This is a genomic window from Microcoleus sp. D3_18_C4 (assembly GCF_036702355.1).
In the GTDB taxonomy this organism is placed as follows: Bacteria; Cyanobacteriota; Cyanobacteriia; order Cyanobacteriales; family Microcoleaceae; genus Microcoleus.
This window is the reverse complement of sequence record NZ_JAUBTF010000083.1, coordinates 1-25,651: the sequence shown is the minus strand read 5'-3', so window position 1 is coordinate 25,651 and position 25,651 is coordinate 1. Positions and strand designations below refer to the sequence as shown.

Here is a 25,651-nt window from a genome sequence, read left to right as displayed (position 1 = left end):
TGGTTAATATTAAGCACTTTAAAAACTGGTTTACAAGCTGCTGCTACTGTACTTCATAAACCTGGAATCCCCTGTAACTCCCTATCAGGGATTGAAACATCGAACGGTCGTAGTTTCAATGTTGAGCGTAGAGCCGCAATTAACCTAACTCCCTATCAGGGATTGAAACCACGACTGAGACTTTGTTCGATCGCAATTGTCGCCGCAATTAACCTAACTCCCTATCAGGGATTGAAACGCGATCGCGGTAGCTAGCTGGCGATCATGTTTAGCCGCAATTAACCTAACTCCCTATCAGGGATTGAAACCCTATTGAAGTCCTTGCTCCTATAAATAGGATAGGCCGCAATTAACCTAACTCCCTATCAGGGATTGAAACACAGAAATCGGAGCCGTAGACATCAAAGAGAACAGCGCCGCAATTAACCTAACTCCCTATCAGGGATTGAAACGCGCAACTATCAGCTTACTGACCAAACAGTTTGCGCCGCAATTAACCTAACTCCCTATCAGGGATTGAAACCATCATTATTGACCCGCGCACAATCTACCCAGGCCGCAATTAACCTAACTCCCTATCAGGGATTGAAACACGCCTGATCCTGTGGTTTCAGCCAAAGGCATCCGAGGCCGCAATTAACCTAACTCCCTATCAGGGATTGAAACAATTGCCGCGTGCTTTATGCTGGAAAAACCCAGCGCCGCAATTAACCTAACTCCCTATCAGGGATTGAAACTCTTGCGTCGGAGGGGTAGAAGGAATTCCAAGAGCCGCAATTAACCTAACTCCCTATCAGGGATTGAAACACAGATAAAGTTACAGATACCCGCGCTGATGACGCCGGGCCGCAATTAACCTAACTCCCTATCAGGGATTGAAACAACTCAGTAGTCGAGATGTCCCCTTGATATTCCCAGCCGCAATTAACCTAACTCCCTATCAGGGATTGAAACGGCAGTAATCCCCACCACAAAATCAACCGGCAATGCCGCAATTAACCTAACTCCCTATCAGGGATTGAAACCAACGATTTAGCAATATTCGCAAAGCAATTAAAAGCCGCAATTAACCTAACTCCCTATCAGGGATTGAAACTAGAAACTGATTCCCCTAATTCGCTTAAATTAAAGCCGCAATTAACCTAACTCCCTATCAGGGATTGAAACAGACAGCCTCTTAAACGGCTTCCTGAGTGAGATGCCGCAATTAACCTAACTCCCTATCAGGGATTGAAACAAGCTTAGTGGGTGATGCGATCGCCCTGGGCCTTCCTGCCGCAATTAACCTAACTCCCTATCAGGGATTGAAACAAAAGTTTGAGGGATGTGTGATATGGACATAGCGCCGCAATTAACCTAACTCCCTATCAGGGATTGAAACTTCAGATACCTTGTCTCTCCCGGTTCCGGTGGCGGTAGTGCCGCAATTAACCTAACTCCCTATCAGGGATTGAAACTGCCATTTAATAAATCGCCCAAATCTGGATCTAGAGCCGCAATTAACCTAACTCCCTATCAGGGATTGAAACTGGAGTAGCAATCCCAGATATCGATCAACTTATATGCCGCAATTAACCTAACTCCCTATCAGGGATTGAAACCCATCCCTTCTAAATTGCCTAGCTTGACTTTAGCCGCAATTAACCTAACTCCCTATCAGGGATTGAAACCAAATTGCCCAATGGTGCGGAAATAGTGCGGAGAGCCGCAATTAACCTAACTCCCTATCAGGGATTGAAACTGGCGCGTATTATACTGGGGCCGGTAGCCGTCGATCGGCCGCAATTAACCTAACTCCCTATCAGGGATTGAAACCAAAAATCGAAGCGGCCGACTTGTGTAACGAACTCAGGAGACGTGTCAAAAATTCTAGGATGACTGTGACAGAAGCTGAGATAATTCTAGAAATTTTGGAGGGAGACCGATGAAACTAACTGCCGATACCCAAGTAACCGAATTCTCTTTAAGCCTTGATGTACAAGAGATTCAACTCTTGATGCTTGCACTCAATTGGGCAGTGGACAAATCTGAACAAAAGCAGGGCCCGCAAACCACGTCCCTCAAAGCTTTGGAAAGAACGTTGAGAATCGAATATCACGAACTTTTAGGGCAGCACAACCTTTTAGAGCAGCTAAAGGAGCGGATTTCTGACGATGCGACCTCACGCGAGGATTTAAAGAAATTCATTCCTCCCGATAGCCAGCCCACCTCATAATAGATTCTGAATTATTGACTTTTGAGAGAGGATTGAGGAGCAACCCGACGCACCCACCGGGAAATTAGGAATAGTCCCCGGCTCATCCTGGGGATTTACTCGGCAGCTTGGCCGCAATTAACCTAACTCCATATCAGGGATTGAAACTTCACACTTTTGAAGAAAATCGATCCACTGCCGCCGCAATTAACCTAACTCCCTATCAGGGATTGAAACGAATAAAAGAGTAAAAAACAAATTAAGCCACAATAAACCTAAATTCCCTCTTCACTTGAGATGACAATGACAATTCGGCTTTTCAATTAAAGACTCAACCAAAGCATTCAAAGCAACCGCCGCCAACAACCCGCCGCCAAAAGTCCCCACAGTCGTAATATAAGCAACACCCGATCGCACTAACCGCCGTTTTGCCACCGGAGAATGACTAAAACCGATCGGCATACCAATTACCAAAGCCGGTTGCAGTTGCCCACACTCGATCGCCTCGCAAACCGCCATCAGCACAGACGGCGCATATCCTATCACCAATATACATCCTTTTTCCAGTTTCAACAACTTTTCAAACCACTCACGCTGCTGCCAGAATTCCTGTTCCGCTTCCGCCGCAGCATTGATGTGCGGATCATCAATTAAAGTTTTAATACTTGTTCCCAAATGCGCCAATCTAGTCCCATCCAAAGCGGCAAAAACAGGCGGCACATCAGCCACAATTTGACACTGATTTTTCAAAGCTTCCCGCGCCGCTTTAATCGCCGTTGCGCTCAACTTCACAAACGGCAGCAGCGAACAATCACCGCAGGCTAACACCAGTTTAGAAAGCAAGTCTACCTCAATTTCCGAGCGATCGGGCAAATCCGGCAACAAATGCTGCAACGACTCCCCAAAATCCTCCGGGTGAGTGTGCGCCCCCGCATCCCAACCCTCCCAAAGTTGTTCCAACTCATCCAACCCCCCCTCAGTTTCCGCCTGCAACAGCCTTAATTGCGCCAATGCGTCAGCTTGTACCGCTTGACAGGAAATATCCCGTCCCAGCAATCCTTCCAGCGCTGATGCCGTTTCTCGGAGGCGAACAATTTGCTGAATAACCGACAGATATTGCCGTTGCAGAGTCGCCATCAGCGCGTCAGGCGAAGCATCCGCGTCAGTTTCTAACAGTTTGCGGATGTGAGACAGTTGAAAGCCTTGCTGCTTGAGTGCGACTATTCTTTGCAGTCTTTGCACATCGCTGCGGGTGTACAGTCTGTAGTTAGAGGTCGATCGTACCGCCGGAGATAGCAGCCCCAAAGCGTGATAATGTCGCACCATCCGAGGGGTAATTGTGCCTTTTACTGCTTCTGTAAGTTGTTTGATTGTCAGGTATTGTTGCATGGGATTTTGGGATTTTGATTGTATATTTGATTCTCGAATTCACCCACAGTCCGCCCGGTAATCAATTCCCACGCATTCACCCACAGTCCGCCGGGGATTGAAATCCCCGTCTCATAGCAGAAGTCGGTTAAAACCGACTAAAACATTAAATTCAATTCTCAACTCTCTTGAGTCCTCTTTCAGAGGACTTGCGCTATGAGACAGGGAATTCATTCCCTGTCGGACTGTCTGACTCTGCTACTCAACGAGGGGCGAGTTGATGCTGGATTTATTTTAGTTTCACTCTTGACATTGACATTAATGTCAAGGTTTAGGCTAAAGGAGTCATTCTACCCAATCAAATTTCCCCAATGACTCCCAATTCCCTCCCAATCTCTCGCCTCTGGCGCCTCGCCGAAGAACATCCAGATGCTGTGACTGCCGCCCTGTGCGGAATTCTAGTAATCTTGGGTTCCCTAGCCCTGCAATTGGGCTGGCTGGGTTTAGCCGTATTCATCTTACCCGCAGCTTATGTTATCGGCGGCTATTCCAGTACCCGCGAAGGCTTAACTACGCTTTTTCAAGAACGCGAATTAGATGTAGATTTGTTAATGATTGTCGCTGCTTTGGGCGCGGCCGGTTTGGGGCTATGGCGGCAAGAATATCATTTAATTGTTGACGGTGCGGTGTTAATTTTAATCTTTGCAATTAGCGGCGCCCTTGAAGGTTATGCTATGCAGCGGACTGAACGCAGCATCCGCAGTTTGATGAGTTTGACTGCGGATACTGCTAGAGTGGTAATGTACGGCGGGGAACGGGAAGTTGCGATCGACAAATTGCAGATTGGCGATTACATTTTAGTCAAGCCCGGAGAAATCATCCCCACAGATGCGATAATTATTGAAGGCTACAGTGCGATCGATCAAGCCTCGATTACCGGCGAATCCATGCCCGTGGAAAAAGCCGTCGGCGATGAAGTCTATGCTGGTACAATTAACGGTGTCGGCGCGCTGAAACTCGAAGTTCATAAAACTCCAGAAAGCAGCTTGATTCAGCGAGTGATTCGGCTGGTTCAAGAAGCGCAAACAGCAGCGCCGCCTTCTCAAATGTTTGTGGAAAAATTTGAGCGCGGATATGCCAAATTAATTGTCGGTTTAGGCTTACTTCTGGCAACTTTGCCGCCCTTTGTTTTGGGCTGGAATTGGGAAGAAACAATCTATCGGGCGCTGATTTTCCTAGTAGTAGCCTCCCCCTGCGCGCTGATGGCTTCGATTATGCCGGCGCTGCTTTCGGGAATTGCTAACGGGGCGAGACAGGGGATTTTGTTTAAAAGTGGCGCGCAATTAGAGATGATGGGTAAAGTCAGGGCGATCGCCTTTGACAAAACCGGAACTCTCACCACGGGAAAACCTGAAGTTATCCAAATTGTACCAGCAGCCGGATATACTGAAACAGAAGTTCTGCAATTCGCTGCAGCCCTAGAAGCTCATTCCGAACACGCGATCGCCTCTTCAATTGTCAGCGCCGCCCAGCAGCAACAGTTACAATTGCCAACCGCTACCGATGTACAAGCAAAAATCGGTCAAGGAATTGTCGGCAAAGTCAACAATCAAATCATTACCATTGGTAAAGCCGAATTTGTCGAAGCAACTTCCGAATTGACTCAAATCAGCCAGCAGTTACAAGCCGAAGGTAAAACAGTTGTTTGGGTGGCCAAAGGCGAGGAAGTTTTGGGAATCATTGCAGTAGCAGATACCATCCGCCCCGAAGCAGCAGCAACGGTAAAACGCTTGCAAAAATTAGGCATAGAACATATAATTATGCTAAGCGGCGACAACGAGCAAACAACTCAACACATCGCCCGTCAATTAGGCATCAAAGAAGTGTACGCCGAACTTTTGCCAGAAGACAAAGTGCAGGCAATTAAACAACTGCAAACCCAGTATCAAACTGTAGCAATGGTGGGAGACGGTATCAACGACGCCCCCGCCCTCGCTCAAGCTTCCGTGGGCATTGCGATGGGGATTTCCGGCAGCGATGTTGCTTTAGAAACTGCAGATATAGTATTAATGGCAGATAAGTTAGAGCAACTAGCTAAAGCAATTAGTTTAGGCCGCCGCGCTCAAAGTGTTGTCAAACAAAACATTGTTTTTGCACTCAGTTGCATTGTGCTGTTATTAGCGGCTAATTTTTTCGGAAATATGACCATGCCTTTCGGCGTCATCGGTCACGAAGGCTCTACAGTAATAGTAACATTAAGCGGTTTGCGACTGCTGAGAAATTAGACACGAAAAACAGCTAAAATCGAGGCATAGCCTCTGGAAATGCGTTCCCAGGTAGAACCTGGGAACGAGAGTCTTATCTGCGTGCATCTGAGTTCATCTGCCTTCATCTGCGGTTAAAAATTAAAAATATTAAGAAAAACTACAATTTGTGTTTGCGTCACTCAAAATACGCTACCGTCAAAAGTATAGAATCATACGAAAATCTGAAGTTGCTCAAAAATGCAATAAAAATTAACCTAGAAAAAGTCTAGAAAATGATAGAGAACTGATTGCACAAAGAGCAATAGAAAACAAGTTTTCTGTTGGAGGGAATATGAACGAAAAAGTCCTTGGGGCCACGCGGAACGTTGCAATTGTTGGCCCTTATTTAAGCGGTAAAACCGCACTGCTCGAAAGTTTGCTGTCGGTGACAGGGACAATTACCCGCAAAGGAAATGTCAAAGAGGGCAACACAATAGGTGATAGTTCGCCGGAAGCACGCGATCGCCAAATGAGCGTAGAAGTAAACGCCGCCACCGCTGAATATGAAGGCGTCCGCTTCACATTTCTCGACTGTCCGGGCTCGGTAGAATTTGCCCAAGAAACTTACAATGCGCTGATTGGTGTGGATGCGGCGATAATTGTTTGCGAACCCGTTGCCGATCGCACTTTAACCCTCGCGCCACTGTTTAAATTCCTCGATGATTGGGAAATTCCCCACCTAGTTTTCATCAACAAGATCGATCGAGCTTACACAGACGAAACTACTTGCGGCACCAACTTCACCGAAGTGATCGACGCGCTCAAATCCGTTTCCAGCAGACCGATCGTACCTCACCAATATCCGATCGGCAAAAACGAACAAATCATCGGTTTTATCGACTTAGTAACCGAACAAGCTTACCACTACCATCCGGGCGCCGCCGCAGATCCCGTCCCGCTTCCAGAACACCTCAAAGCACAAGAAAGCGCAGCGCGGCAGCAAATGCTCGAAGAATTGGCGAATTTTGACGACCATTTACTCGAAGAATTGCTCGAAGAAATCAATCCCGACGCCGAAGAAATTACCCGCGATTTAAAGATGGAATTAGGCGCAGATTTAATTGTGCCAGTATTCATCGGCATCGCCGAACAAGATTTCGGCGTGCGGCCTCTGCTGGAAGCGTTGCTGAGGGAAGCGCCGACACCGGAAACTACAGCCGATCGCCGCGGCATTATACAAAGTGAAAACAAAGGTCTGGCTCAAATCCTCAAAACCTATTACACGCCGCAGGGAGGCAAACTATCGTTAGTGAGAATGTGGCGGGGGACGCTGGCAGACGGAGCAACTTTGAACGGCGTTCGAGTTAACGGTTTGTACCGCTTGACCGGCCAGCAAACGCAAAGTTTGCAGTCTGTCAGCGCGGGGGAAATTGTGGCTTTGGGAAGGCTAGAAGGCCTGAAAACAGGCGATACGCTGGCGATAGACCCATCGGAAGAATTGCCAAAAGCCGAAATCATCTCCCCTGTCTACGCACTGGCGATCGTCCCAGAAAAGCGCAACGATGAAGTTAAGCTGAGCTCCGCTTTAGCTAAATTGCTAGAAGAAGACCCATCTTTAGTCTGGGAACAGCACGGCGACACTCACGAAATTATACTTTGGGGTCAAGGCGAAATCCACCTGAAAGTAGCCTTAGACAGGTTGCGCCGCAAGTATAACTTGCCGATGGTAACTCACTTACCGCAAGTGCCGTACAAAGAAACCATCCGCAAACCTGCATCTTCCATCCACGGGCGCTACAAACACCAAAGCGGCGGACACGGACAATTCGGCGACGTGTACCTCGATATTACACCGCAGCCTCGCGGAGAAGGTTTCACCTTTACCGACAAAATAGTCGGCGGCGTCGTCCCAAAACAGTACATTCCCGGCGTGGAAGTGGGAGTGCGCGAGTATTTGGATCGCGGCCCGCTGGGTTTCCCCGTGGTAGACGTAGCGGTGACGCTGACGAACGGTTCGTACCATACCGTTGACAGTTCCGAACAAGCTTTCAAGCAAGCGGCGCGTTTGGCGATGCAGGAGGGAATGGCGAAGTGCGAACCGGCATTGCTCGAACCGATCGCCAAAGTTGAAATTTGCGCTCCGAACGAGTGTACATCAAAGGTGTTGCAGTTGGTCAGCGGACACCGGGGCCAAATTCTCGGCTACGAAGGTAAAAAAGACTGGAAGGGATGGGATGCAGTTTCTGCTTATTTGCCGATCGCTGAAATGCAGAATTTGATCGTAGAATTGCGATCGCAGACAATGGGAGTTGGATTTTTTAATTGGGAGTTCGATCGATTGCAAGAAGTACCGGAACCTTTAGCTAAGCGGGTTTTGCAAACGACTGGCGGCAATGGAAACGGTAACGGTAAAAGTTAGGTAATTGTCTTAAAAAACCCGGTTTCTTGAAAGAACCGGGTTTTTGCACCAGTTGCAATTACAATTCATTGGGATCGATTCCCATTTCTCGGATTATTCAGTTAAGTTACTTAACGCTGAAATAATATTCTGAGCAAGCATTAACCCAGTTTTCGCTTCTTTTTGTAAGTTAAATATAGTATCTTCATAGTCAGCTTTATTTCTCATTTTTCTCAAGCGAGTTAAATCTCTGCCTATCTCTATCATTGTCTGGGATTTTGATTGATTGTAAATAAATTGTTCAGCTACATATTGATGGTCATTGATATCATAAGTTTTATTGCGCGAGAGTCTGGGATCTTGTTGAATGTCGCGCCAGTAATTCCGTGCTAGGCAAAACACAGAATAGTAAGCTCTACTTACAGCAGAACGCAATTTTGCTTCTTCAGTGGTTCCAGCTAGCTCTTTTGCTAAATTAAAGTATTCCTCCCAATCGAATTTCATTCCCACCCCAAGTCAATGTTTAGTATATTGTTAGGAATGACAAGACTCGCGTCTAGCCACCAAGTGCGATCGAGATTTTTTAACTTTGCAAAAGCTTCCTCGACTTCGAGTTTGGTGTAAATGGTAATCCACAGCGATTGCCAGTTGGCAATTTCTGGATCTGTTTTCACTTCCAAGCCTAATCTTTCCGTAGGAAATAGCGCTCGAATGCGATCGTAAGCTTCCAGAATCAAAGGTGCGATCGCTTCTTGTTCGATGAGAATTTGAAAACTTTCTAGGGGGTTTTCAACCGCGTACAGGCTTTTGATTTGCTTAACCGCGTACAGGCTTTTAATTTTATTAAAAGATGCAATTAAATAGTCCAAAACTTTACCTAGTTCAGAGGGATTCTCCACTTCTCTTGGCGACTGAGGAAAGAAAGGGCTTAAATTTATAGCGTCGGTGCTGTAAATGCTGTCACTTGTCGGCTGGTATCGTTTGTCTTTTGATTTTGCTTGGTGCTGAGCTTGTAAGTCGAGGCGTTCTTTTGTGTAAATTTCGTTCAGAGTGTGGTTTTGTTCGGCTAATTTTTCTAAAGCCAATATCTGACGACTTATATTCTCTTCCAACTCGCCAAGCTGGACAGATGAATTTAGTTTAGCTAAAGCAGCGTCAAGGGCTTGCAGACTAATAATATCTCTTGCTTTCATAATAGTCGATGGTTTGGAAGTTAGGGATTAACTTTACCAGTAATCGTGAAACCTGTCTGGATATTGTAGCAGATTTGGCAGTTGAATGTACATTTGGTTCGTAGGGGCGGGTTCACCAACAATATATAACGATGACCAACAATCTATATAAACCCGCCCCCGCCCCACGGCCAATCTGACTGTACCTTTCGATTGTTCATTGGGTGGGGGCGGGTTTTCGATAGGGTTTTTTTCCGGCGATTATTGTTTGTGAAACCAGCCACTACGATCGCACAAATTATACGATCGCGAATCAACGACACATGATATTAGAGAACTCGATAATTCATCCGTGTATCCGTGTCAAAATCCGTGTCGTGCCTTCTTCCTTACCCTAAAAAGAAATAATCAAGTAACCATTCTGGAACTTAGCACCAGTAACAGACTTCCCAGTCAGCGCCGGAGGCAGCAAAATATTGCGCCGCTGATCGCCCGCTTCGATCGTCACTTCCGGCCCGGATTGAATCAATTTAATTTCTTTCTTGTCAAACCCAGGCAAAAACAAACTAACTTGACGCTGTGCAATGTTTATGTTAATCGGTTTAGGAGCTTTTGCCGCCTCAGAAAAATCTGGCAAAGCATCAATTAGCGGCTGCCAGTTATTGTCACTGTGCGCCGGAACCGAAACAGCCGTCAAAGGATCAAACTCCGCAGTAATAGCTTCTGTAACCGATGCTTGATTAACAATCACACCGCCCACAGTCAAACCAACTTGTTGAGAACTTCCCCAAAGATAGCGGGCAGTTGCGATCGCACTTGCATCCCCAGTCGTCACCAAAAAAGCCGCCGTGCGGTTCGGATCTGCCAGCGCTTCCTTCCCCTTATCCAAAAGATTATCGACTTGCTTAGTAGATTGAAAAGCATTGTCTCCAGACAAATCCACAGTCAACACGGTACTGACAACCGGTTGAATAAAAGGCGACAAAGCTTTACCCAAATCCGAATCTACCAAAGCTTGACGGAAGCGACGGATGTACCAACTCAGAATTTCCGGCATTCCCAGCATCCGCAGCGTATCCATGCCGCCATTGCCGTCATAAACGATCACATCGTATTGTTTGCTGTCCTCGTATTCCCGAAGTTCGTTCAACGCCAGCGCGCTGTCCATTCCCGGCAACACCCCTAATTCTTGACCGTAAATCTGCTTGAAAAAGGGAGTGCGGACATATTGAGCTTCTAGTTGTTTAACTTCGTCCCACCTGCGTTCTAGCAGCGGCGCGCTTTGCACCTGAACTGCTTTGAGGTTGGGGGCGATTTCCTGGGGGTTGAGAGTCAGGGGAACCCCTAGCAGAATACCCAATGCAGGGCCCGGATCTTGGCCGAGCAGCAGAACTCGCTTGCCTTGAGCCGCGTATTTTTTAGCTGTTGCGATCGCGATCGTACTGCGGCCAGTGCCGCCTTTGCCCAAAAATGTCAAAATCAAAGCCATTTTCTGTTCTCACTGCCAAAGCTTACTCTTTAACATTTAAGCGCAACCTTCAGCCAGAGTGGGGGAGGGGGCAGTTGTCAGTTGTCAGTTGTCAGTTGTCAGTTGTCATTAGTAATTGGTGGCAACTAACTAATAACAAATAACGACTGCTTTTGGGCCCACTGCCCACTGCCCACTGCCTACTGCCCACTGACAACTGACAACTGCCTTCTGTTAAACGGGTTCTAGCTCATCTTCAAAGAACCAAGTCGCAAAACCGTCAAACTTGACAACCACGCCTACTCCGCTACCGTCAACCATTCTGAATCCGTCAACAGTGCCTACTGGATTCTCCTTTATCTTGCCCACTATATTTGCAGGTATCCGATCTCTGAGACGGCGCACCTTAACTCTCTGACCTACTTCTATTGCCACTGAAATTGTTCTCCTGCTCTATATAACCTATATACAACCGTTTATTTTACAGTTTGGCGTCTACTTCGGAACAGCAACACCAGCAGGCGATCGCTCACTATGATTTTCCATCGAAATTTCCACCAACTTTCCCTAAAAAACGGTATTCTAGTCGGAGTTTGTCGATCGTCTACCCTGATTCGCTTGGGTTTGCTTCATAATGTTCCACAGCGGCAAGCTCCACTGGCAGAGGCTGTTCACCACTTAGATAATTATTTTTTAGTGATTCGCAAAAAGAAGTTTTTTATTAATTGCCACAACTACAGGATTTCTCCCCAATTATTCATCCTTCAGGCAGAAGCCAAAAGACATTCAAAAGCAGTAATTAATTTTATGTTTGCTATATATAAATCTGCCCTCTCTGACGTTGACAACGGCGAAATTTCATGCTGTAAAGGACTTTGAGTCTGGTTTGCCAAATTTCCCGAAGGTCAGATTTTAGGAAACGGTCATGTTGTAACAGTTTACTAAAATCTGACCAAAAAAAGAAGTTTTAATGCTAAAGTTTCAGGCTGATAAAGTTTATTTTGGCTGCTGTGTTACGGCATAAAAAATGGAACGATTGCCGGATTTAGGGTGTCTGATACAGGAAAGGAAGTCTAGAAACTTCAATATGACAAAATTGAAATTATGAATAAAATTTTTACCTGTGGGCGCTCGACCCAAATTCCGCTCCTAAGTTTGTCGTTAGCTGTGTTCGCCTGTCTGCCGCTGGGTCGTGCGACGATCGCCAGTCCGCTCTCTCCATCCCCCAAACAGCCCTCGAACCCTACTAAAATTGTCTCAGTTGATCGACAGCCCGCACTGCCAACAGCCTCAAAATCTCTAACAAATCCGGCAACAGTGGCGGCTAATTCATCCCCAGCAGAGACGATAAACGCTCAGGGAACAGCGGCCGGGCGATCGCTTGAAATAGAAGAAATTCGCGGTACAGTCAGCTTTAAAGGGCGGCCGGCGGTTGTGGGCGATCGGCTAGTCGCCGCCGGAGACGAAATCATCACCGGCCCCGATTCCACAGCCCGTTTAGGCATCGACAACGACGCTGGCATCGTGGAAGTTGCCGAAAAAACCGCAGTCAGAATATCCAATTTGTCAAGCAGTGCAGGTGGCCAAAAAGACACAGCGATTTTTGTCAGCAGGGGGCGAGTCAGGTTGTCGATCGGCAAAACTGCGGCGACAACTCCCGCAGCCAGCACCTCAACAATTATCCCGCCGAACCAAATAGCCTCCCTCAATACCTTCAGCGGACTCGGCAAATCGAGTCAAATTGCCCAACAAAAAAAATCTGCCAAAACCGCCCCAGTCAGGGTTGAAACCCCAGAAGGCGTTGCCGGAGTTCGCGGCACCTCATTTGGCGTCAGCGTCGGCGGGGGTAAAACCGCAGTCGAAACAATTGAAGGTGCAGTCGTAGTATCCGGCAACACCGACTCGGAAGTAGTTGTTAACGGCGGCAACGCCACGACTATTTTCCCTCAAACCTCGCCCGTGACCCCCTCAGCCAGCCCTCGCCTAGCTCAACTCAAAGTCCGCAGGTTGTTGAGATTCAGTGGCAATATCTATCGCCTCAGCGGTCAAATTAACCCGATCGACACACTTTATGTCAACAACGAAGCTATTAAGATCGATCGAAATGGCAACTTCAAGATCCAAGGAATTTTACCTCCAAGCCGCCGCCTCCAAATCGTAGTGCGAGGGCCGTCAGTCACAGAACGGCACTACAGCCTCGCCGTTCCCTAAACAAGCTCTCAGAGCAAATTGCGCGGGCAGTCTCTGAGGAGCTGAGTTAGATCGTAAGTTTTAGTTGAGTTGATTATTTCGTGTAAGGGCGAAGCATTTCGCGGTGAAACTTCGTAAGCCCAGCCGCGTCTAAATCTTAAAGTCAAGTTTAATTCAATTATTGTGAGGTGTCCCGCCCGCCTACAAATATAATTTAGATGCCCAACAGATTACTCAAAATAAAGAAATTTGGCGTTAACCTTTCGCCATTACGCTATTGTAAAACTTCATGACTCTAATATGCGTTCCGGTTGCATCGGAATAATAAAATCGAGTCAATAGTTAACACTCAAGCATTCAGTTTTTAGATAGCGAGTCAACAGCCAACAGTCAACAGTCAACAGTTAACAATCAACAGGAGTGCCACCGCAATTGATATATAGCCATCCTCGCATCCTTTGTGAATTTATTACTCCCTCCCCTTGATAAGGGGAGGGTTGGGGTGGGGTAAAAAAATTACGACTCCTGCAAGGATTGATATAACTCCTCTCGGAGGTCGGACTCAAATGTCAATGATTGCGTCAAATTAATTGCATGAAGTTCAAAGAATGGATCGATCATCTCAAACAAAATCAACTGCTCGGTCTGCGGCAATATATAGCCACAAACCCTCCCTGGATAACAGGGACAGTAGTAGGTGTAATGTCTGTCATCATGCTGCAAGTGGGAATGTGGAAACCCCTTGAATATTTGGGATACAAAACTCTCTTTCAAATTCGAGAATCGGGAATTTTGCCCAATCCCGGATGGGATGAGAGAATTGTGGTAATTGCGATCGAACGGCATTCCCTGCAAGAATACGGTCAATTTCCTTGGCCCCGCAACCGCTACGCCGAACTGCTAGAAGCACTGAAAAAATCTCCCCCTACAGCAGTTGGTTTTGACATTCTTTTCCTCGATCCAAGTCCGAAAGATGATATTTTAGCCGCTGCAATCGCCGCCAACGGCAAAGTTGTACTCCCTAGAACCCCCAAAGAAGAACCCGTAGCCTCTTTAAAAGCAGCCGCCGCAGGTGTCGGCCACATCAGCAAAGAAGCCGATAGCGACGGTATTACCCGCGAGTCAAAAATCTTTCTCAACGGGATTCCTAATTTCGGTTTAGCAATGACTCACAGGTACAATGCTGCTAATCCCCAAGATCCAGTATTGCTTCCACATTCAAAAAATAAGCAGGAAAAAAAAGTTTGGATTAACTGGCCGGGGAAAACAGAAAATCTATCTACCTATGGTTTTGTTGATGTCGTAGAAGGTAGAATTCCCGCAGACGCTCTGACCAATAAGTTAGTTTTAGTGGGCATAGTTGCTACGGGCTTCGACCCCATATCTTCACCTCTCAACAAGACTACGGCTGGGGTTTATTTATATGCAGCGTTGGTTGACAATGTGCTCAATCAACGCTTGCTGCAGCGGCTGCCGGTAGTGGTAGAAATTTTGTTATTGTTGGGGATTGGCCCGCTTACGGCTTTGGTTCTGGGCAAGCGAGGTGTTAAAGAGAGAATTGCGATCGCTCTCGGTTTGCCTATAATTTGGATTGCGGCTGCTGCTTTGTTATTTGGCTTCTTTTTTTGGTGGGTTCCGATTGCCGCACCTATCGGCACTCTCATTTTATCTAGCACTGCTTTGCAACTGCGGGAACAGTACGAAAAGCAGCAGTTGATGAGGTTATTTGAAAAGCACGTCGATCCAGAGACTGCTCAGCTTATTTGGCAACGCAAAGCTGAGATATTTGAACAGGGAGAACTCGAACCTCAAGAACTTACAGCAACGGTGCTGTTTATGGATATTCGTAGTTTTACTTCGATTTCAGAAAAAATGCCGCCGCGAGATTTACTCACCTGGCTGAACAATTATTTGCAAGCGATGACCAACTGTATTATGGATCACGGCGGCGTTGTAGATAAATACATCGGTGATGCAATTATGGCAGTTTTTGGGGTGCCTTTTTGCCATACCGAATATGGACAAATTCAACAAGATGCTTTGAATGCAGTTGCGGCTTGTATTGCGATGCACGAACGGCTGCACCAACTTAATCAGCAGCTTAGAATTGAACGCAAACCTTTAATTAAGTTTGGCATCGGTTTGCATACCGGACAGTTAGTTGCTGGCAGCGTGGGCGGTTCCAGGCGTTTGAATTATTCTGTGATCGGCGATGCTGTCAATGTTGCTGCTAGATTGGAGGCGATGAATAAGGAAATTGTTTCTGACAGTCCTTTTAATTTGTTGGTGACGGCGAGGACTTTTTCTTACGTGCGCGATCGCTACGAAGGCCAAAAAGTAGGCTCGATTCAATTGCGCGGCAAAAAAGAAGAGACTGTGGTTTATGCTATTTTGGGCGAAAAGCATTAGTCAGTTGTCGGTTGTCGGTTGTCAGTTGTCAGTTGTCAGTAGGGAAAATTACCTTTTTCCCAATTCCCCATTAGACATTCCCCATTCCCCATTCCTAATGACTACTGACTACTGACCAATCTAATCAAATACGCTTAGCCGCAGACTGTGAGCTATTTTTTCTAATAGAAATAAGCCACCGATAGAATTTCCGTCTTTATCCAGGGGCGGACTATAAAAGCCGATCGCACCTTGACCCGGAATTACCGAAAGCATTGCCCCGCTAACTCCAGACTTTGCCGGCAGCCCCACCCGCAGCGCAAAGCGACCCGACGCTTCATACAAACCGCAAGTTGCCATCAGCGCTTTGACAGTACGGCTGTTTTCCCTCATTGCTCGATCGCCACTATTTACCAAAACCATCCCCAGCTTAGCTAAATCCTCCACACTTCCCGACAAACAGCAGACGCGATTGTAGGTTTCTAAAGCAATTTCTGCATTTTGAATATAACCAGATTCTACCATTCTCAAGGCTAGATTCCAATTGTTTGGATTCGGATTTGTCTTCACTGAATCGAGCATTAACTCGTCAAGAAATAACTGACTGTTTGCCTGTTGATTTAACCATTCGAGCAAGTTTTGACAGCGCGCCACAGCATTTTCACCGGGCATCAAAGACGCTAGGGCGATCGCTCCGCTATTAATCATCGGATTTCTCGGCTTCCCTTCGTCTATTTCGAGTTGAATTAGGGAATTGAAAGGCAGTTCCGAAGGCTCGCAGCCAACGCAGTCAAATACCCTTTTTTCGCCCAATTCGCACAGCAAATAAAGCAGCACAAAGGGCTTGACTACACTCATCAGCGGGAATGTTTTAGCAATTCTACCCCAGCTCAAAAATTTACCGTCAATTGCCCGAATTTGCACGTCAAACCCTTGTCTGTCGGCTCGCGCAAGGAGAGGTATGTACGCGGGGATTTGACCGGATTTACTGCGATTTATTGCCTCTTTTGCCCAAGCTGCTAGTTGTTCGGGTTCCAAGGAAGATAGTTGGCTGGTGGATATATTCACGCTCGATTATTTCGATCATTTTAAATTTTAGATTGGTATTCCTGGCGCGATATTGAGCCATAAGCCCGGTTTATTAACGGAATTGCGTCACTTGGGCCCGCTGCGGGAAGAAACTGGGTTTCTTGGGGGATCTCAACCAAGCTCGAACTTGAAGCTATTGACGTTTCTGTCCGCCGGGAGCAAATAAATTTTTCATAAAAAACCTGTACTTTGCATAAAAATCTCCCCTTCACCCGGATATATAAGTAGCAGCTTCAAGGCCAGGCTGCTATCTAAAACAAACCAGCACTAGCTGGAAATGCCTTCAGATTCTTATGTTTAAGCCCCTGTAAGGGGCGGGGTGCATATTTAACTTAATTCTTTCAGAGTTCGCGAAATCCTGTCCGGAAAACCCCCGAACCTTTAAGAATGTACTATCCAACCGGATTCACCAAAACCAGGATAAAAAAATGCCAGATGAAGCGAAAGCAGAAGCACCAAAGCCCGCTCCCATGATTTTTAAGGGTGTGTGCAACGACGGGGTTCTCAAAGGCAAAGAAATTGAAGGCAAACTAGATATCAAAGTCAACGTTGAATCAGTCACAAACCCACCAGCAAAGCCCACGAAATCCCCGTGGGAGCCAGTTATCTTTTGGGTATTGTTTGCATTCATGGCAAACTTGATTGTCGGCGACCCCGCCGGAATGAGAAAAAAATACAGCTCCCCACAAAGGTCTCATTCTCATCAGATGTTAAACCAATCTGGGGAGCAGTCGCTGTTGCCTAAGAAAAACACCAGCAACTTGCCACTTTAGGCTCTGGGAGCCTGCCAGCCGCGCAAATAGTAATAAAAAGACCCGAAATATTCATCGAATACTCGCGTCGTAGTTACCAAAGCTTCTGCACTGGGCAGAAAATCTCCCGCGTCTAAGCGGAGTCTGGATTTTCCTCCTGATGTGGGTTGAAAAGTGTAGAAGTCGGTAGCCCTAGGAATCACCTGGATTCCCATATTCGCAAAAGCGAGGCTGGCACGCCGCATCTGAATCGCAGATGTTACCAGGATTACTTTGCGCGGGGCGCCACGGCTGTCGAGTATCTTTCTCACTTCTTGGGCGCTGGTGCGTATGTTGCTGCCGTTATCGTCGAGAACGATACTGCTGCGCGGCACGCCCATGTTGTTTGCCAGCAAAGTCTCGATATCCTTCGCTTCCCCAACATAACCCTCCAACTCGTCTCTGGGGCCAGCGGTAACGATGACCATCGGTGCCACTTTTTGGCGGTACAAAACGGCAGCATAGGGCAGGCGATTGCCTGTATCTGTCAGTTGAATCGCTACTCGGTTGGGGATGTGGGGCTGAGTGGTTCCCTTGCCCAAGAGAACTATCGCCGCGGCAGTTTCATCACAGCAAGCTGTGCGGACGGCTGCAGCGGCGTCCCGTTCTGCTTGGTCGGCGAACCAGTAAGCGACAACTGGCATACTCGAAAGGATCAAAACTAGCAGCGCTGCCAGGATCATTCTCGGCGCCGGGTTGCGGATGCCCCCGTTCGTGATCAGCGCCGATGCAATCACCAGCAGAGTGATGGAAAAACCAAGCGGCTTAAAGAAGAAGGCTATGAGCCCGAAAATCGCTGCTCCGACTGGTGTGTCTGGCGCAAAAAAAGCCAGGAACAAAAGGCTGATCAGCAGCAAAACGCGCAGTCGGTCTAATAACGGATTGTCTTTACCTCCTGATTGATCCCACCACGATTTGATCAGTGAGAACAGGAGGAATAGAAATAGAATGCGAGCTAACAGTTCTGGCATCTTGCAATATTCTGTGTCTTCATAAATTAGTACGGAAGTGTGGAAACGAGCGCGAATTTAGCTGCGGGAGGAAATACGGACATCGGTGGGTTTTTAACTTTCGCGAATAACGCAGTCCGATCGCATTTATTCTGATGCTCGCTTCCGGTCAGCTATCAACCATTGGTTGCAGGGTGAAACCCGCTACTTCCAGTCACAGATTGCTGACAGTTAATTGGTAATTGATAACTGGTAATGGTTGATTGGTAATTGGTAATGGATTGAGTACGCCACAGGTGGAATTGACAATTCAAGCCTGCTTTGTTCTGCCTACTTTTTTCCCCATTACCTGTTACCGATTGACCAATCCCAATTTATCGGCGCTTCAGTTGATTCCGAATTGCCTGCGTTACCGTTTGAATTACTTTAACACGAGCATAATACTTGTTATTGGCCGCAATTAGCGTCCAGGGAGCAGCCGGCGTGCTGGTGCGCTGAATCATTTGATTCACCGCTACTTCATAATAATTCCACTTTTCCCGATTCCGCCAATCTTCCTCGGTGAGTTTGTATTGTTTAAATGAATTGTTTTGCCGCTCTGTAAACCGCTTTAGTTGCTCGTCAGGACTGATGTGCAGCCAGAATTTAACTAAGACACAACCGAAACTGGTGAGTTGCTCCTCAAATTCGTTGATTTCCTGATAAGCTCGGCGCCATTCGGGTTCGGTGGCAAATCTTTCGACTCGCTCGACGAGCACTCTACCATACCAACTTCGATCGCAAATGCTGATTTTACCAGCAGTTGGCAGCCTCTGCCAGAACCGCCAGAGGTATTGGTGGGCTTTTTCTTCGTCTGTCGGCGCCCCAAAGGCATTAACGGTGTAACTGCGGGGGTCTAATACATCCGTCAAGCGTTTGATTGCTCCTCCTTTACCGGCGGCGTCCCAACCTTCAAACAGCACTAACACGGGGATTTCCTCTTCGTAGATACTTTGTTGCAGTTTCCCAAAACGGGTTTGTTCCTCGCGAAGTTGCTGTTTGTATTCGTCGGGCGACAACGATTGAGTTAAATCTACTTGGGCCAGCAAGTCGGGTTCAGTAGGTTGTAAGTGTTCTTGATGCGGCAATTGTATCGGTGCTGATTGCATCGTTCGTCTGTCTAAGGCTTCTGTAATTGTCGCTGCCATTTGCGTTAAAACTTTGACTCTCGCCCACCGTTGACAATCACCTTCTACTAGCGTCCAAGGTGAGGGGCCCGTGCCGGTTTGGGCTACCATTTCTTCGGCAAAAGTTGTGTATTCTTCGTATTTTTTGGCTTGTTTCCAATCTTCGGGTCGCACTCGCCAAGCTTGTAAGGTATCGTCTTCTAGTTTTTTGAGCCGATGCTTGAGTTCTTTTTTGCTCAAGTGAATCCAAAATTTGGCAATTGCGGCGCCGTCATCAACCATCTGCCGCTCGAAGGCGTTTATTTGCCTGATGGCTGTCGGTACTTCTGCGTTGGAGATTCGATCGAACAATCGGTCTTCTAAAACATGAGTGTACCAACTGTGATAGAAAAAACCAATTTTGCCGCGGGCGGGGAGTTTCTGCCAAAACCGCCACAGGAAAGGATAGCCCATTTCTGCATCTGACTGCGGCCAAATCGGGTGGACGGCAAACCCCCGCGGGTCCATGTACCCTACCATTTGTTTGACTAAAGCACCCTTGCCGGCAGCGGCCCAGCCTTCGAGAACGATAATTGCGGGCAATTTTTTTTCCCAGCAGGCCAGTTGGAGCGATCGCAACTGTTGCATTAAAATTTCTATCTTGGCATCATAGGTTTCTTTATCCAGGGAGAGATCTAAATCGAGGTTGTCGAGCATATTTACCTCATATTAATCTGTAAAAAACAGTTTAACGTTAGTTTAACGTTAGGATAAAATTAAATCCTCAACTCAGGGAAAAACGTTATAAAAATTACAGTTACGGCTGGTTAAAAGCCTGAGCGCTCCTGCAATCAAATGCCAGCCTCGTTAATACTAGCAACATTCCCTCGATTTCCAACTTGCCAAAAAAAACAGCTCAGGTTATAGTTGAAATAGGCAACTTTTAAATAAGTTCAACTTCTCCCCTCCCCCGATCGGGCGAGTTAACAGGAGGAGCCAAAAATCCCTGAAAAAGGATTTCTTGTAAAAAGAGCAAAAGTAAAAATCAACTACCCGGTGGGGGTGACAACTTCTTTACTTAGCTGTAGAAACTTTATTCAAACAATAGTAGTTACTTAAGCACCAAGCTTGGTAACGAAAGAGAGCGCGACTCATCGACATCCAGCCATAAACTTACCTACAAAACTAGCCCAAAAAGCAAACCAATTTTTATGATTGCGCTATAAGATAAAACCTGAAAGCCTGGGTGATATAAACAGGTTTCTGAGTTTTATCGACACCATTCTCAAATACTAAAAACAGTTTAGATGCGGGCTCGCGTGCTCGCCCCACAAGAGTATTTATTTCTTGTGGAACAGGCCGAAAAGCCTGTTACTGACGTTTGTCCAAAATGTCTGAATTACTGTACTTGTTTGCCAATACCAACTAAGAGGAACAGTCCGAAATTACGGATTGCAAGTTTTTCATGAATATCTTGACAACACGCTCCTACAAGGGCGAAACTGACTGGTGCGCGATCGCAAATTTGATCGATGCTTGCGAAGCCGTAGATAGACTCGGCGAAGAAGTCTCAGCAACTGAACTCAAGCTAATACTTGATGCACCCAAACTCGATCAAGCCCGCGACGTGCAGTTGTGGGAAGATGGTACTTACAAACTAATCGGTTTGTCACTCCTAGATATGCCAGATTTGCCAGAGGAAATAGACGCTTGTCTCTGGTTTTACGTGCATCCAAATGTGCGCGGCGCAGGTTTGGAAAAAGATATTATTAAATGGGGAGAAAAGCGACTGCGTGAAGTCGCGAAAGAACGGAATTTACCTGCAAAATTGCGTACCTACAGCCGCGAGGACAAAACCGATGAGATGCGGCTGTTAGAAAAACAGGGCTTTGAGGTCGATCGCTATTTTTGGACAATGGCTCGATCCCTCGCCGAACCCATACCAAAACCCGAATTTCCCGCAGATTTTGCCCTAACACACGTATCCGGAGAACAAGACATCCAGCCTTGGGTAGAGATGTTCAACCAGTCATTTATCGATCACTGGAATCACCACGATTTAACTGCGGAAACCGTGCGCTATTGGATGCAAGACGCCAATTATCAGCCGGAATTAGACTTGATTGCTGTTTCGGGCGATCGTAAATTTGCAGCTTTCTGCGATTGTCAAATCAAACCCCAAAAAAACGCCCACAGCGGCACAAAAGACGGCTGGATTGAATTGTTGGGTACGCGGCGCGACTTTCGGAAAATGGGTTTAGGAAAAGCGATGCTTTTAGCTGGTTTGCATAAGTTGAAAGCAGCGGGTGCAAACACAGCTAAACTCAGCGTCGATGCTGACAGTTTGACAGGGGCGACAAAGCTTTACAAATCAGTGGGTTTCCGCCCGATGGAAACTTGGATCGAGTGGGCTAAGACTGTTTAGAAAAGGTTGGCAGTGAAGGCAAGAATCCCGACGGCTTAAAGAAGTCGGGGTTCTCAAGTGCGATCAAATTTTGCGATCGACTTTTGGGTCAAGTGCGATCGCCCTTTTGGATCGAAGGGGCGATCGCCCTTTTGGATCGAAGGGGCGATCGTACTTTTCATTGTTTCCTAAATCAGCAGGAAATTAGCGGATGTAATCGTATTGGCACTCACTCCAATCATCACACCTAACTCCTCTCCTGTCAAGACATTTTTGATGAGAGTTCCCTGAGTATTTTGAGTTATTGCTAACTGACCAAAACTCAAACCTCCGCTTAATCCAATCAAGTCTTGACCGATGGTAAAATCAGCGATGATATCAAATCCTTGACCAGCTTTTAAGACAAAGATATCGTTAGCGCTACCGCCAATCAAACTATCATTCCCTAAGTCTCCATAAAGGATATCAGAGCCTTTCCCCCCCAGGAGAGTATCATTATCTTCCCCTCCATAAAGAGTATCATTTCCTTCGCATCCTCCCAGGATATCGGCTGCTTCGTTACCGCTAATTAAGTCATTACTTTCACCGCCGCAGATAGTATCCGAACCTAACTGTCCAAACAGGTAGTCATCACCTTGACTACCAAGCACGATGTCATTTCCTTTGCCTCCAAATAAGGTGTCATTATCCTTGCCACCATCGATGAAGTCATCATCTTTATTGCCAAGAATGATGTCATTACCTTCGCGGCCATGTAAGGAGTCATTGCCTTTGCCTCCGAAGATTAAATCGTTGCCCAATTCGCCAAGAACGATGTCGTTTCCTTCATCTCCATAGAGGATGTCGTCACCTTTGCCTCCGGTGATGAAGTCGTTGCCTTGGTTGCCATTAAAGATGTCGTTGCTGGCACCACCATATAAGTTGTCATTCCCGGATTTGGCATCGAATATATTGCCGTTGTTACTGCCTAGAAATTCATCGTTTTTGGCAGTGCCTCTTTGAATTTCCGATACACCAAGTATGGTGTTTTCAACCCTATTCGGTTGGTTTAAGTTGGGATAAGCAATGTCATCGCAGATGCAGTCATCGTTGGGGATGTTGTTGGTTGTTGGTGTTGGTGTTACCGATGGTGTTGGCGTCGGGGTCGGTGTTTCCGCAGGGGTTGGTGTTGGTGCAGGGGTTGGTACGGTTGGTGCGGGTGTTGGCGCGGGTGTTGGTGCAGGGGTTGGTACGGTTGGTACGGTTGGTGCAGGTGTTTCCGCAGGGATTGGCGCTGGCACGGGTGTTGGTGCAGGTGTTTCCGCAGGGGTTGGTGCGGGCGGGGGCGCGGGTGCGGGTGTTGGTGTTTCCGCAGGTGTTTCCGCAGGGATTGGCGCGGGCGCGGGTGCGGATGTTGGTGTTTCCGCAGGTGTTTCCGCAGGGATTGGCGCGGGCGCGGGTGTTGATGCAGGTGTTTCCGCAGGGATTGGCGCGGGCGTTGGTGCAGGTGTTGGTGCAGGTGTTTCCGCAGGGGTTGGTGCGGGCGCGGGTGCGGGTGTTTCCGCAGGCGTTGGTGCGGGCGCGGGCGCGGGTGTTGGTGTTTCTGCAGGGATTGGCGCGGGTGTTGGTGCAGGTGTTTCCGCAGGCGCGGGTGCAGGGCTTGGCGCGGGCGTGGGTGCAGGTGCGGGTGCGGGTGCGGGTGTTGGTGCAGGTGTTTCCGCAGGCGCGGGTGTTGGTGCAGGTGCGGGTGCGGGTGTCGCAACATCAATACTAAAAGTACCCAAACTGCTAGCAGCAGCAAAATTACCGCTAGCATCCTTCACCTGCGAGGCTTGCAAACTCACCGTGTAAGTACCATTATCAGCATTATCCCAAGTTCCCCCCGGCGGCGTAAACGAATATGTCGCTGTTCGCGGGGTACCATTGCTATTAACATCAACACTAACAAAGGTAGCAGGAATAGCCCCACCTGACCAATTTATAACAACGTCAGAATTATCTAAACTACTAACATCAACTCCACTACTATCGCTGAAAGTAACTGTCAATGCCTGACTTGTACCACCTGCTGTAGTAATGTTAGGAATTGCCCCCAAATTAGCAGTAAGTGCAGTGAGATCAGCAGTGCGAGTTAACTGAGTGGCTGGGGTATTGTTATTACCAAAAGTATCCGTAGCTGTGGCAGCAAGTACATCAACGGTGATAGCGCCATCCGCAGTAGGGGTGACATCAAATGTGTAAGTTGTGGCATTAACTGGGACAAAGTTTCCGACAGTCGCATTGGCGACGTTGATATCAGTATTATCGAAGCCGGTGACATCTTCACTGAATGTGGCTGTGACGCTAAATGGTGCGTTGACTGTAGTTGGGGATGCGGATGTTAAGGCAACTGTGGGGGCTGTAGCATCATTCGAGCGAGTCAGTTGCGTGGCTGCGGTATTATTATTACCGCCAATATCAGTGGCAGCAGCAGCAGGGACATCAACGGTGACAGGGCCATCAGCATTCGGAGTCACATCAAACGTGTAAGTTTTGGCGTCAACTGTGACAAAGTTTCCGACAGTCGCATTGGCGACGGTGATATCAGTATTATCGAAGCCGGTGACATCTTCACTGAATGTGGCTGTGACGCTAAATGGTGCGTTGAGTGTAGTTGGGGAAGTTGATGTTAAGACAACTGTGGGGACTGTAATATCAGCAGTACGAGTCAGTTGCGTGGCTGCGGTATTATTATTACCCCCAATATCAGTGGCAGCAGCAGCAGGGACATCAACGGTGACAGGGCCATCAGCATTCGGAGTCACATCAAACGTGTAAGTTGTGCCGCTACCTGTGAAATTACTAATCGTACTGTTAGTAAGATTAACGTCGCTGGCAATAAATCCTGTGACGCTTTCGCTGAATGTTGCTGTGACTAAAAATGGTGCGTTTGTGGTTGTTGGGGATGCGGATGTTAAGGCAACTGTTGGCGCTGTAGCATCATTCGTGCGAGTCAGTTGCGTGGCTGCGGTATTGTTATTACCCCCAATATCAGTGGCTGTAGCAGCAGGGACATCAACGGTGACAGCGCCATCAGCATTCGGTGTAACGGTGAAAGTATAATTGCTGCCGCTACCTGTGAAACCGCTGACAGTACCGTTAGCAACATTAACTCCTGTTGTACTAAATCCTGTGACGCTTTCGCTGAATGTTGCTGTGACTAAAAATGGTGCGTTTGTGGTTGTTGGGGATGCGGATGTTAAGGCAACTGTTGGCGCTTTAGCATCATTCGTGCGAGTCAGTTGTGTTGCGGTGGTATTGTTATTACCCGCAATATCAATGGCTGTAGCAGCAGGGACATCAACGGTGACAAGGCCATCAGCATTCGGTGTAACGGTAAAATTATAAGTTGTGCCGCTACCTGTGAAATTGCTAATTGTACTGTTAGTAAGATTCACGTCGCTGGCAATGAATCCTGTGACGCTTTCGCTGAATGTGGCTGTGACGCTAAATGGTGCGTTTGTGGTTGTTGGGGATGCGGATGTTAAGGCAACTGTTGGCGCTGTAGCATCATTCGAGCGAGTCAGTTGTGTTGCGGTGGTATTGTTATTACCCGCAATATCAATGGCTGTAGCAGCAGGGACATCAACGGTGACAGGGCCATCAGCATTCGGTGTAACGGTAAAATTATAAGTTGTGCCGCTACCTGTGAAATTGCTAATTGTACTGTTAGTAAGATTCACGTCGCTGGCAATGAATCCTGTGACGCTTTCGCTGAATGTTGCTGTGACTAAAAATGGTGCGTTTGTGGTTGTTGGGGATGCGGATGTTAAGGCAACTGTGGGGGCTGTAGCATCATTCGAGCGAGTCAGTTGCGTGGCTGCGGTATT

Annotated in this window: 17 protein-coding genes and 1 CRISPR repeat array; of the genes, 8 read left to right on the top strand and 9 right to left on the bottom strand. The window is 47.3% G+C overall.

From position 1 onward, the window contains the following. Window positions 1-132 precede the first annotated feature (132 nt). Window positions 133-1,815: a CRISPR direct-repeat array (repeat unit 37 nt; unit sequence GCCGCAATTAACCTAACTCCCTATCAGGGATTGAAAC). A 109-nt stretch (window positions 1,816-1,924) separates the two neighbouring features. Beyond that, on the top strand, window positions 1,925-2,215 hold the full coding sequence (locus QUA90_RS27335; protein ID WP_333325527.1) for a hypothetical protein: 291 nt from the start codon (window positions 1,925-1,927) through the stop codon (window positions 2,213-2,215). 267 nt (window positions 2,216-2,482) lie between these two features. Here QUA90_RS27335 and QUA90_RS27330 read toward each other — a convergent pair whose 3' ends face one another. Next, the gene (locus QUA90_RS27330; protein ID WP_333448446.1) at window positions 2,483-3,583 is read right to left on the bottom strand and encodes a precorrin-8X methylmutase; all 1,101 of its coding nucleotides are present in this window, start codon (window positions 3,581-3,583) and stop codon (window positions 2,483-2,485) included. A gap of 350 nt (window positions 3,584-3,933) precedes the next feature. Between QUA90_RS27330 and QUA90_RS27325 the strand changes: the two genes are divergently transcribed. Together QUA90_RS27325 and QUA90_RS27320 are read left to right on the top strand one after the other, a co-directional pair. Then, on the top strand, window positions 3,934-5,847 hold the full coding sequence (locus QUA90_RS27325) for a heavy metal translocating P-type ATPase (protein WP_333448445.1): 1,914 nt from the start codon (window positions 3,934-3,936) through the stop codon (window positions 5,845-5,847). A 313-nt stretch (window positions 5,848-6,160) separates the two neighbouring features. Further along, window positions 6,161-8,227: an elongation factor G gene (locus tag QUA90_RS27320; RefSeq protein WP_333448444.1), complete on the top strand. Its 2,067-nt coding sequence runs from the start codon at window positions 6,161-6,163 to the stop codon at window positions 8,225-8,227. Window positions 8,228-8,320: 93 nt separating this feature from the next. Here QUA90_RS27320 and QUA90_RS27315 read toward each other — a convergent pair whose 3' ends face one another. The 4 genes from QUA90_RS27315 to petP all read right to left on the bottom strand — a co-directional run bounded on the left by QUA90_RS27315 (window position 8,321) and on the right by petP (window position 11,281). Then, window positions 8,321-8,710, bottom strand: a complete 390-nt coding sequence (locus QUA90_RS27315; RefSeq protein ID WP_333448443.1) for a HEPN domain-containing protein — start codon at window positions 8,708-8,710, stop codon at window positions 8,321-8,323. Next, window positions 8,707-9,399, bottom strand: a complete 693-nt coding sequence (locus QUA90_RS27310) for a hypothetical protein (RefSeq protein WP_333448442.1) — start codon at window positions 9,397-9,399, stop codon at window positions 8,707-8,709. The genes QUA90_RS27315 and QUA90_RS27310 overlap by 4 nt, the downstream gene beginning before the upstream one ends. A 373-nt stretch (window positions 9,400-9,772) precedes the next feature. After that, complete coding sequence (locus QUA90_RS27305; protein WP_333448441.1) at window positions 9,773-10,867, bottom strand: Get3/ArsA fold putative tail anchor-mediating ATPase NosAFP; 1,095 nt, start codon at window positions 10,865-10,867, stop codon at window positions 9,773-9,775. A gap of 213 nt (window positions 10,868-11,080) precedes the next feature. Next, entirely contained in the window at window positions 11,081-11,281 is a 201-nt protein-coding gene (gene petP, locus QUA90_RS27300) for a cytochrome b6f subunit PetP (protein ID WP_172186826.1), read from the bottom strand. A 99-nt stretch (window positions 11,282-11,380) separates the two neighbouring features. Between petP and QUA90_RS27295 the strand changes: the two genes are divergently transcribed. The 3 genes from QUA90_RS27295 to QUA90_RS27285 all read left to right on the top strand — a co-directional run bounded on the left by QUA90_RS27295 (window position 11,381) and on the right by QUA90_RS27285 (window position 15,445). Then, window positions 11,381-11,725, top strand: coding sequence for a hypothetical protein (locus tag QUA90_RS27295; protein ID WP_333448440.1), 345 nt, complete (start codon window positions 11,381-11,383; stop codon window positions 11,723-11,725). Window positions 11,726-11,950: 225 nt separating this feature from the next. Next, window positions 11,951-13,057, top strand: a complete 1,107-nt coding sequence (locus tag QUA90_RS27290) for a FecR domain-containing protein (protein WP_333448439.1) — start codon at window positions 11,951-11,953, stop codon at window positions 13,055-13,057. Between the two features lie 573 nt (window positions 13,058-13,630). After that, on the top strand, window positions 13,631-15,445 hold the full coding sequence (locus tag QUA90_RS27285; RefSeq protein WP_333448438.1) for an adenylate/guanylate cyclase domain-containing protein: 1,815 nt from the start codon (window positions 13,631-13,633) through the stop codon (window positions 15,443-15,445). A gap of 120 nt (window positions 15,446-15,565) precedes the next feature. Here the strand turns inward: QUA90_RS27285 and glsA are convergent, their stop codons facing one another. Further along, window positions 15,566-16,492 (bottom strand): glutaminase A, encoded by a 927-nt coding sequence (gene glsA / locus QUA90_RS27280; RefSeq protein ID WP_333448437.1) that lies wholly within the window; start codon window positions 16,490-16,492, stop codon window positions 15,566-15,568. 449 nt (window positions 16,493-16,941) lie between these two features. On the opposite strand from glsA, the gene QUA90_RS27275 reads away from it, so the two are divergent. Beyond that, window positions 16,942-17,286 carry a hypothetical protein gene (locus QUA90_RS27275; protein WP_333448436.1) on the top strand — a complete coding sequence of 115 codons (345 nt, stop codon included), beginning with the start codon at window positions 16,942-16,944 and terminating at the stop codon, window positions 17,284-17,286. Here QUA90_RS27275 and QUA90_RS27270 read toward each other — a convergent pair. Continuing rightward, window positions 17,283-18,275, bottom strand: a complete 993-nt coding sequence (locus QUA90_RS27270; RefSeq protein ID WP_333390070.1) for a YdcF family protein — start codon at window positions 18,273-18,275, stop codon at window positions 17,283-17,285. The two genes, QUA90_RS27275 and QUA90_RS27270, sit on opposite strands and share 4 nt — an antisense overlap. A gap of 353 nt (window positions 18,276-18,628) precedes the next feature. Continuing rightward, on the bottom strand, window positions 18,629-20,116 hold the full coding sequence (pap, locus tag QUA90_RS27265) for a polyphosphate:AMP phosphotransferase (protein ID WP_333448435.1): 1,488 nt from the start codon (window positions 20,114-20,116) through the stop codon (window positions 18,629-18,631). A gap of 748 nt (window positions 20,117-20,864) precedes the next feature. On the opposite strand from pap, the gene QUA90_RS27260 reads away from it, so the two are divergent. Further along, the gene (locus QUA90_RS27260; protein ID WP_333448434.1) at window positions 20,865-21,824 is read left to right on the top strand and encodes a GNAT family N-acetyltransferase; all 960 of its coding nucleotides are present in this window, start codon (window positions 20,865-20,867) and stop codon (window positions 21,822-21,824) included. Window positions 21,825-21,991: 167 nt separating this feature from the next. Here QUA90_RS27260 and QUA90_RS27255 read toward each other — a convergent pair. Next, the coding region (locus QUA90_RS27255; RefSeq protein ID WP_333448433.1) for an Ig-like domain-containing protein at window positions 21,992-25,651 on the bottom strand (3,660 nt) is incomplete at its 5' end.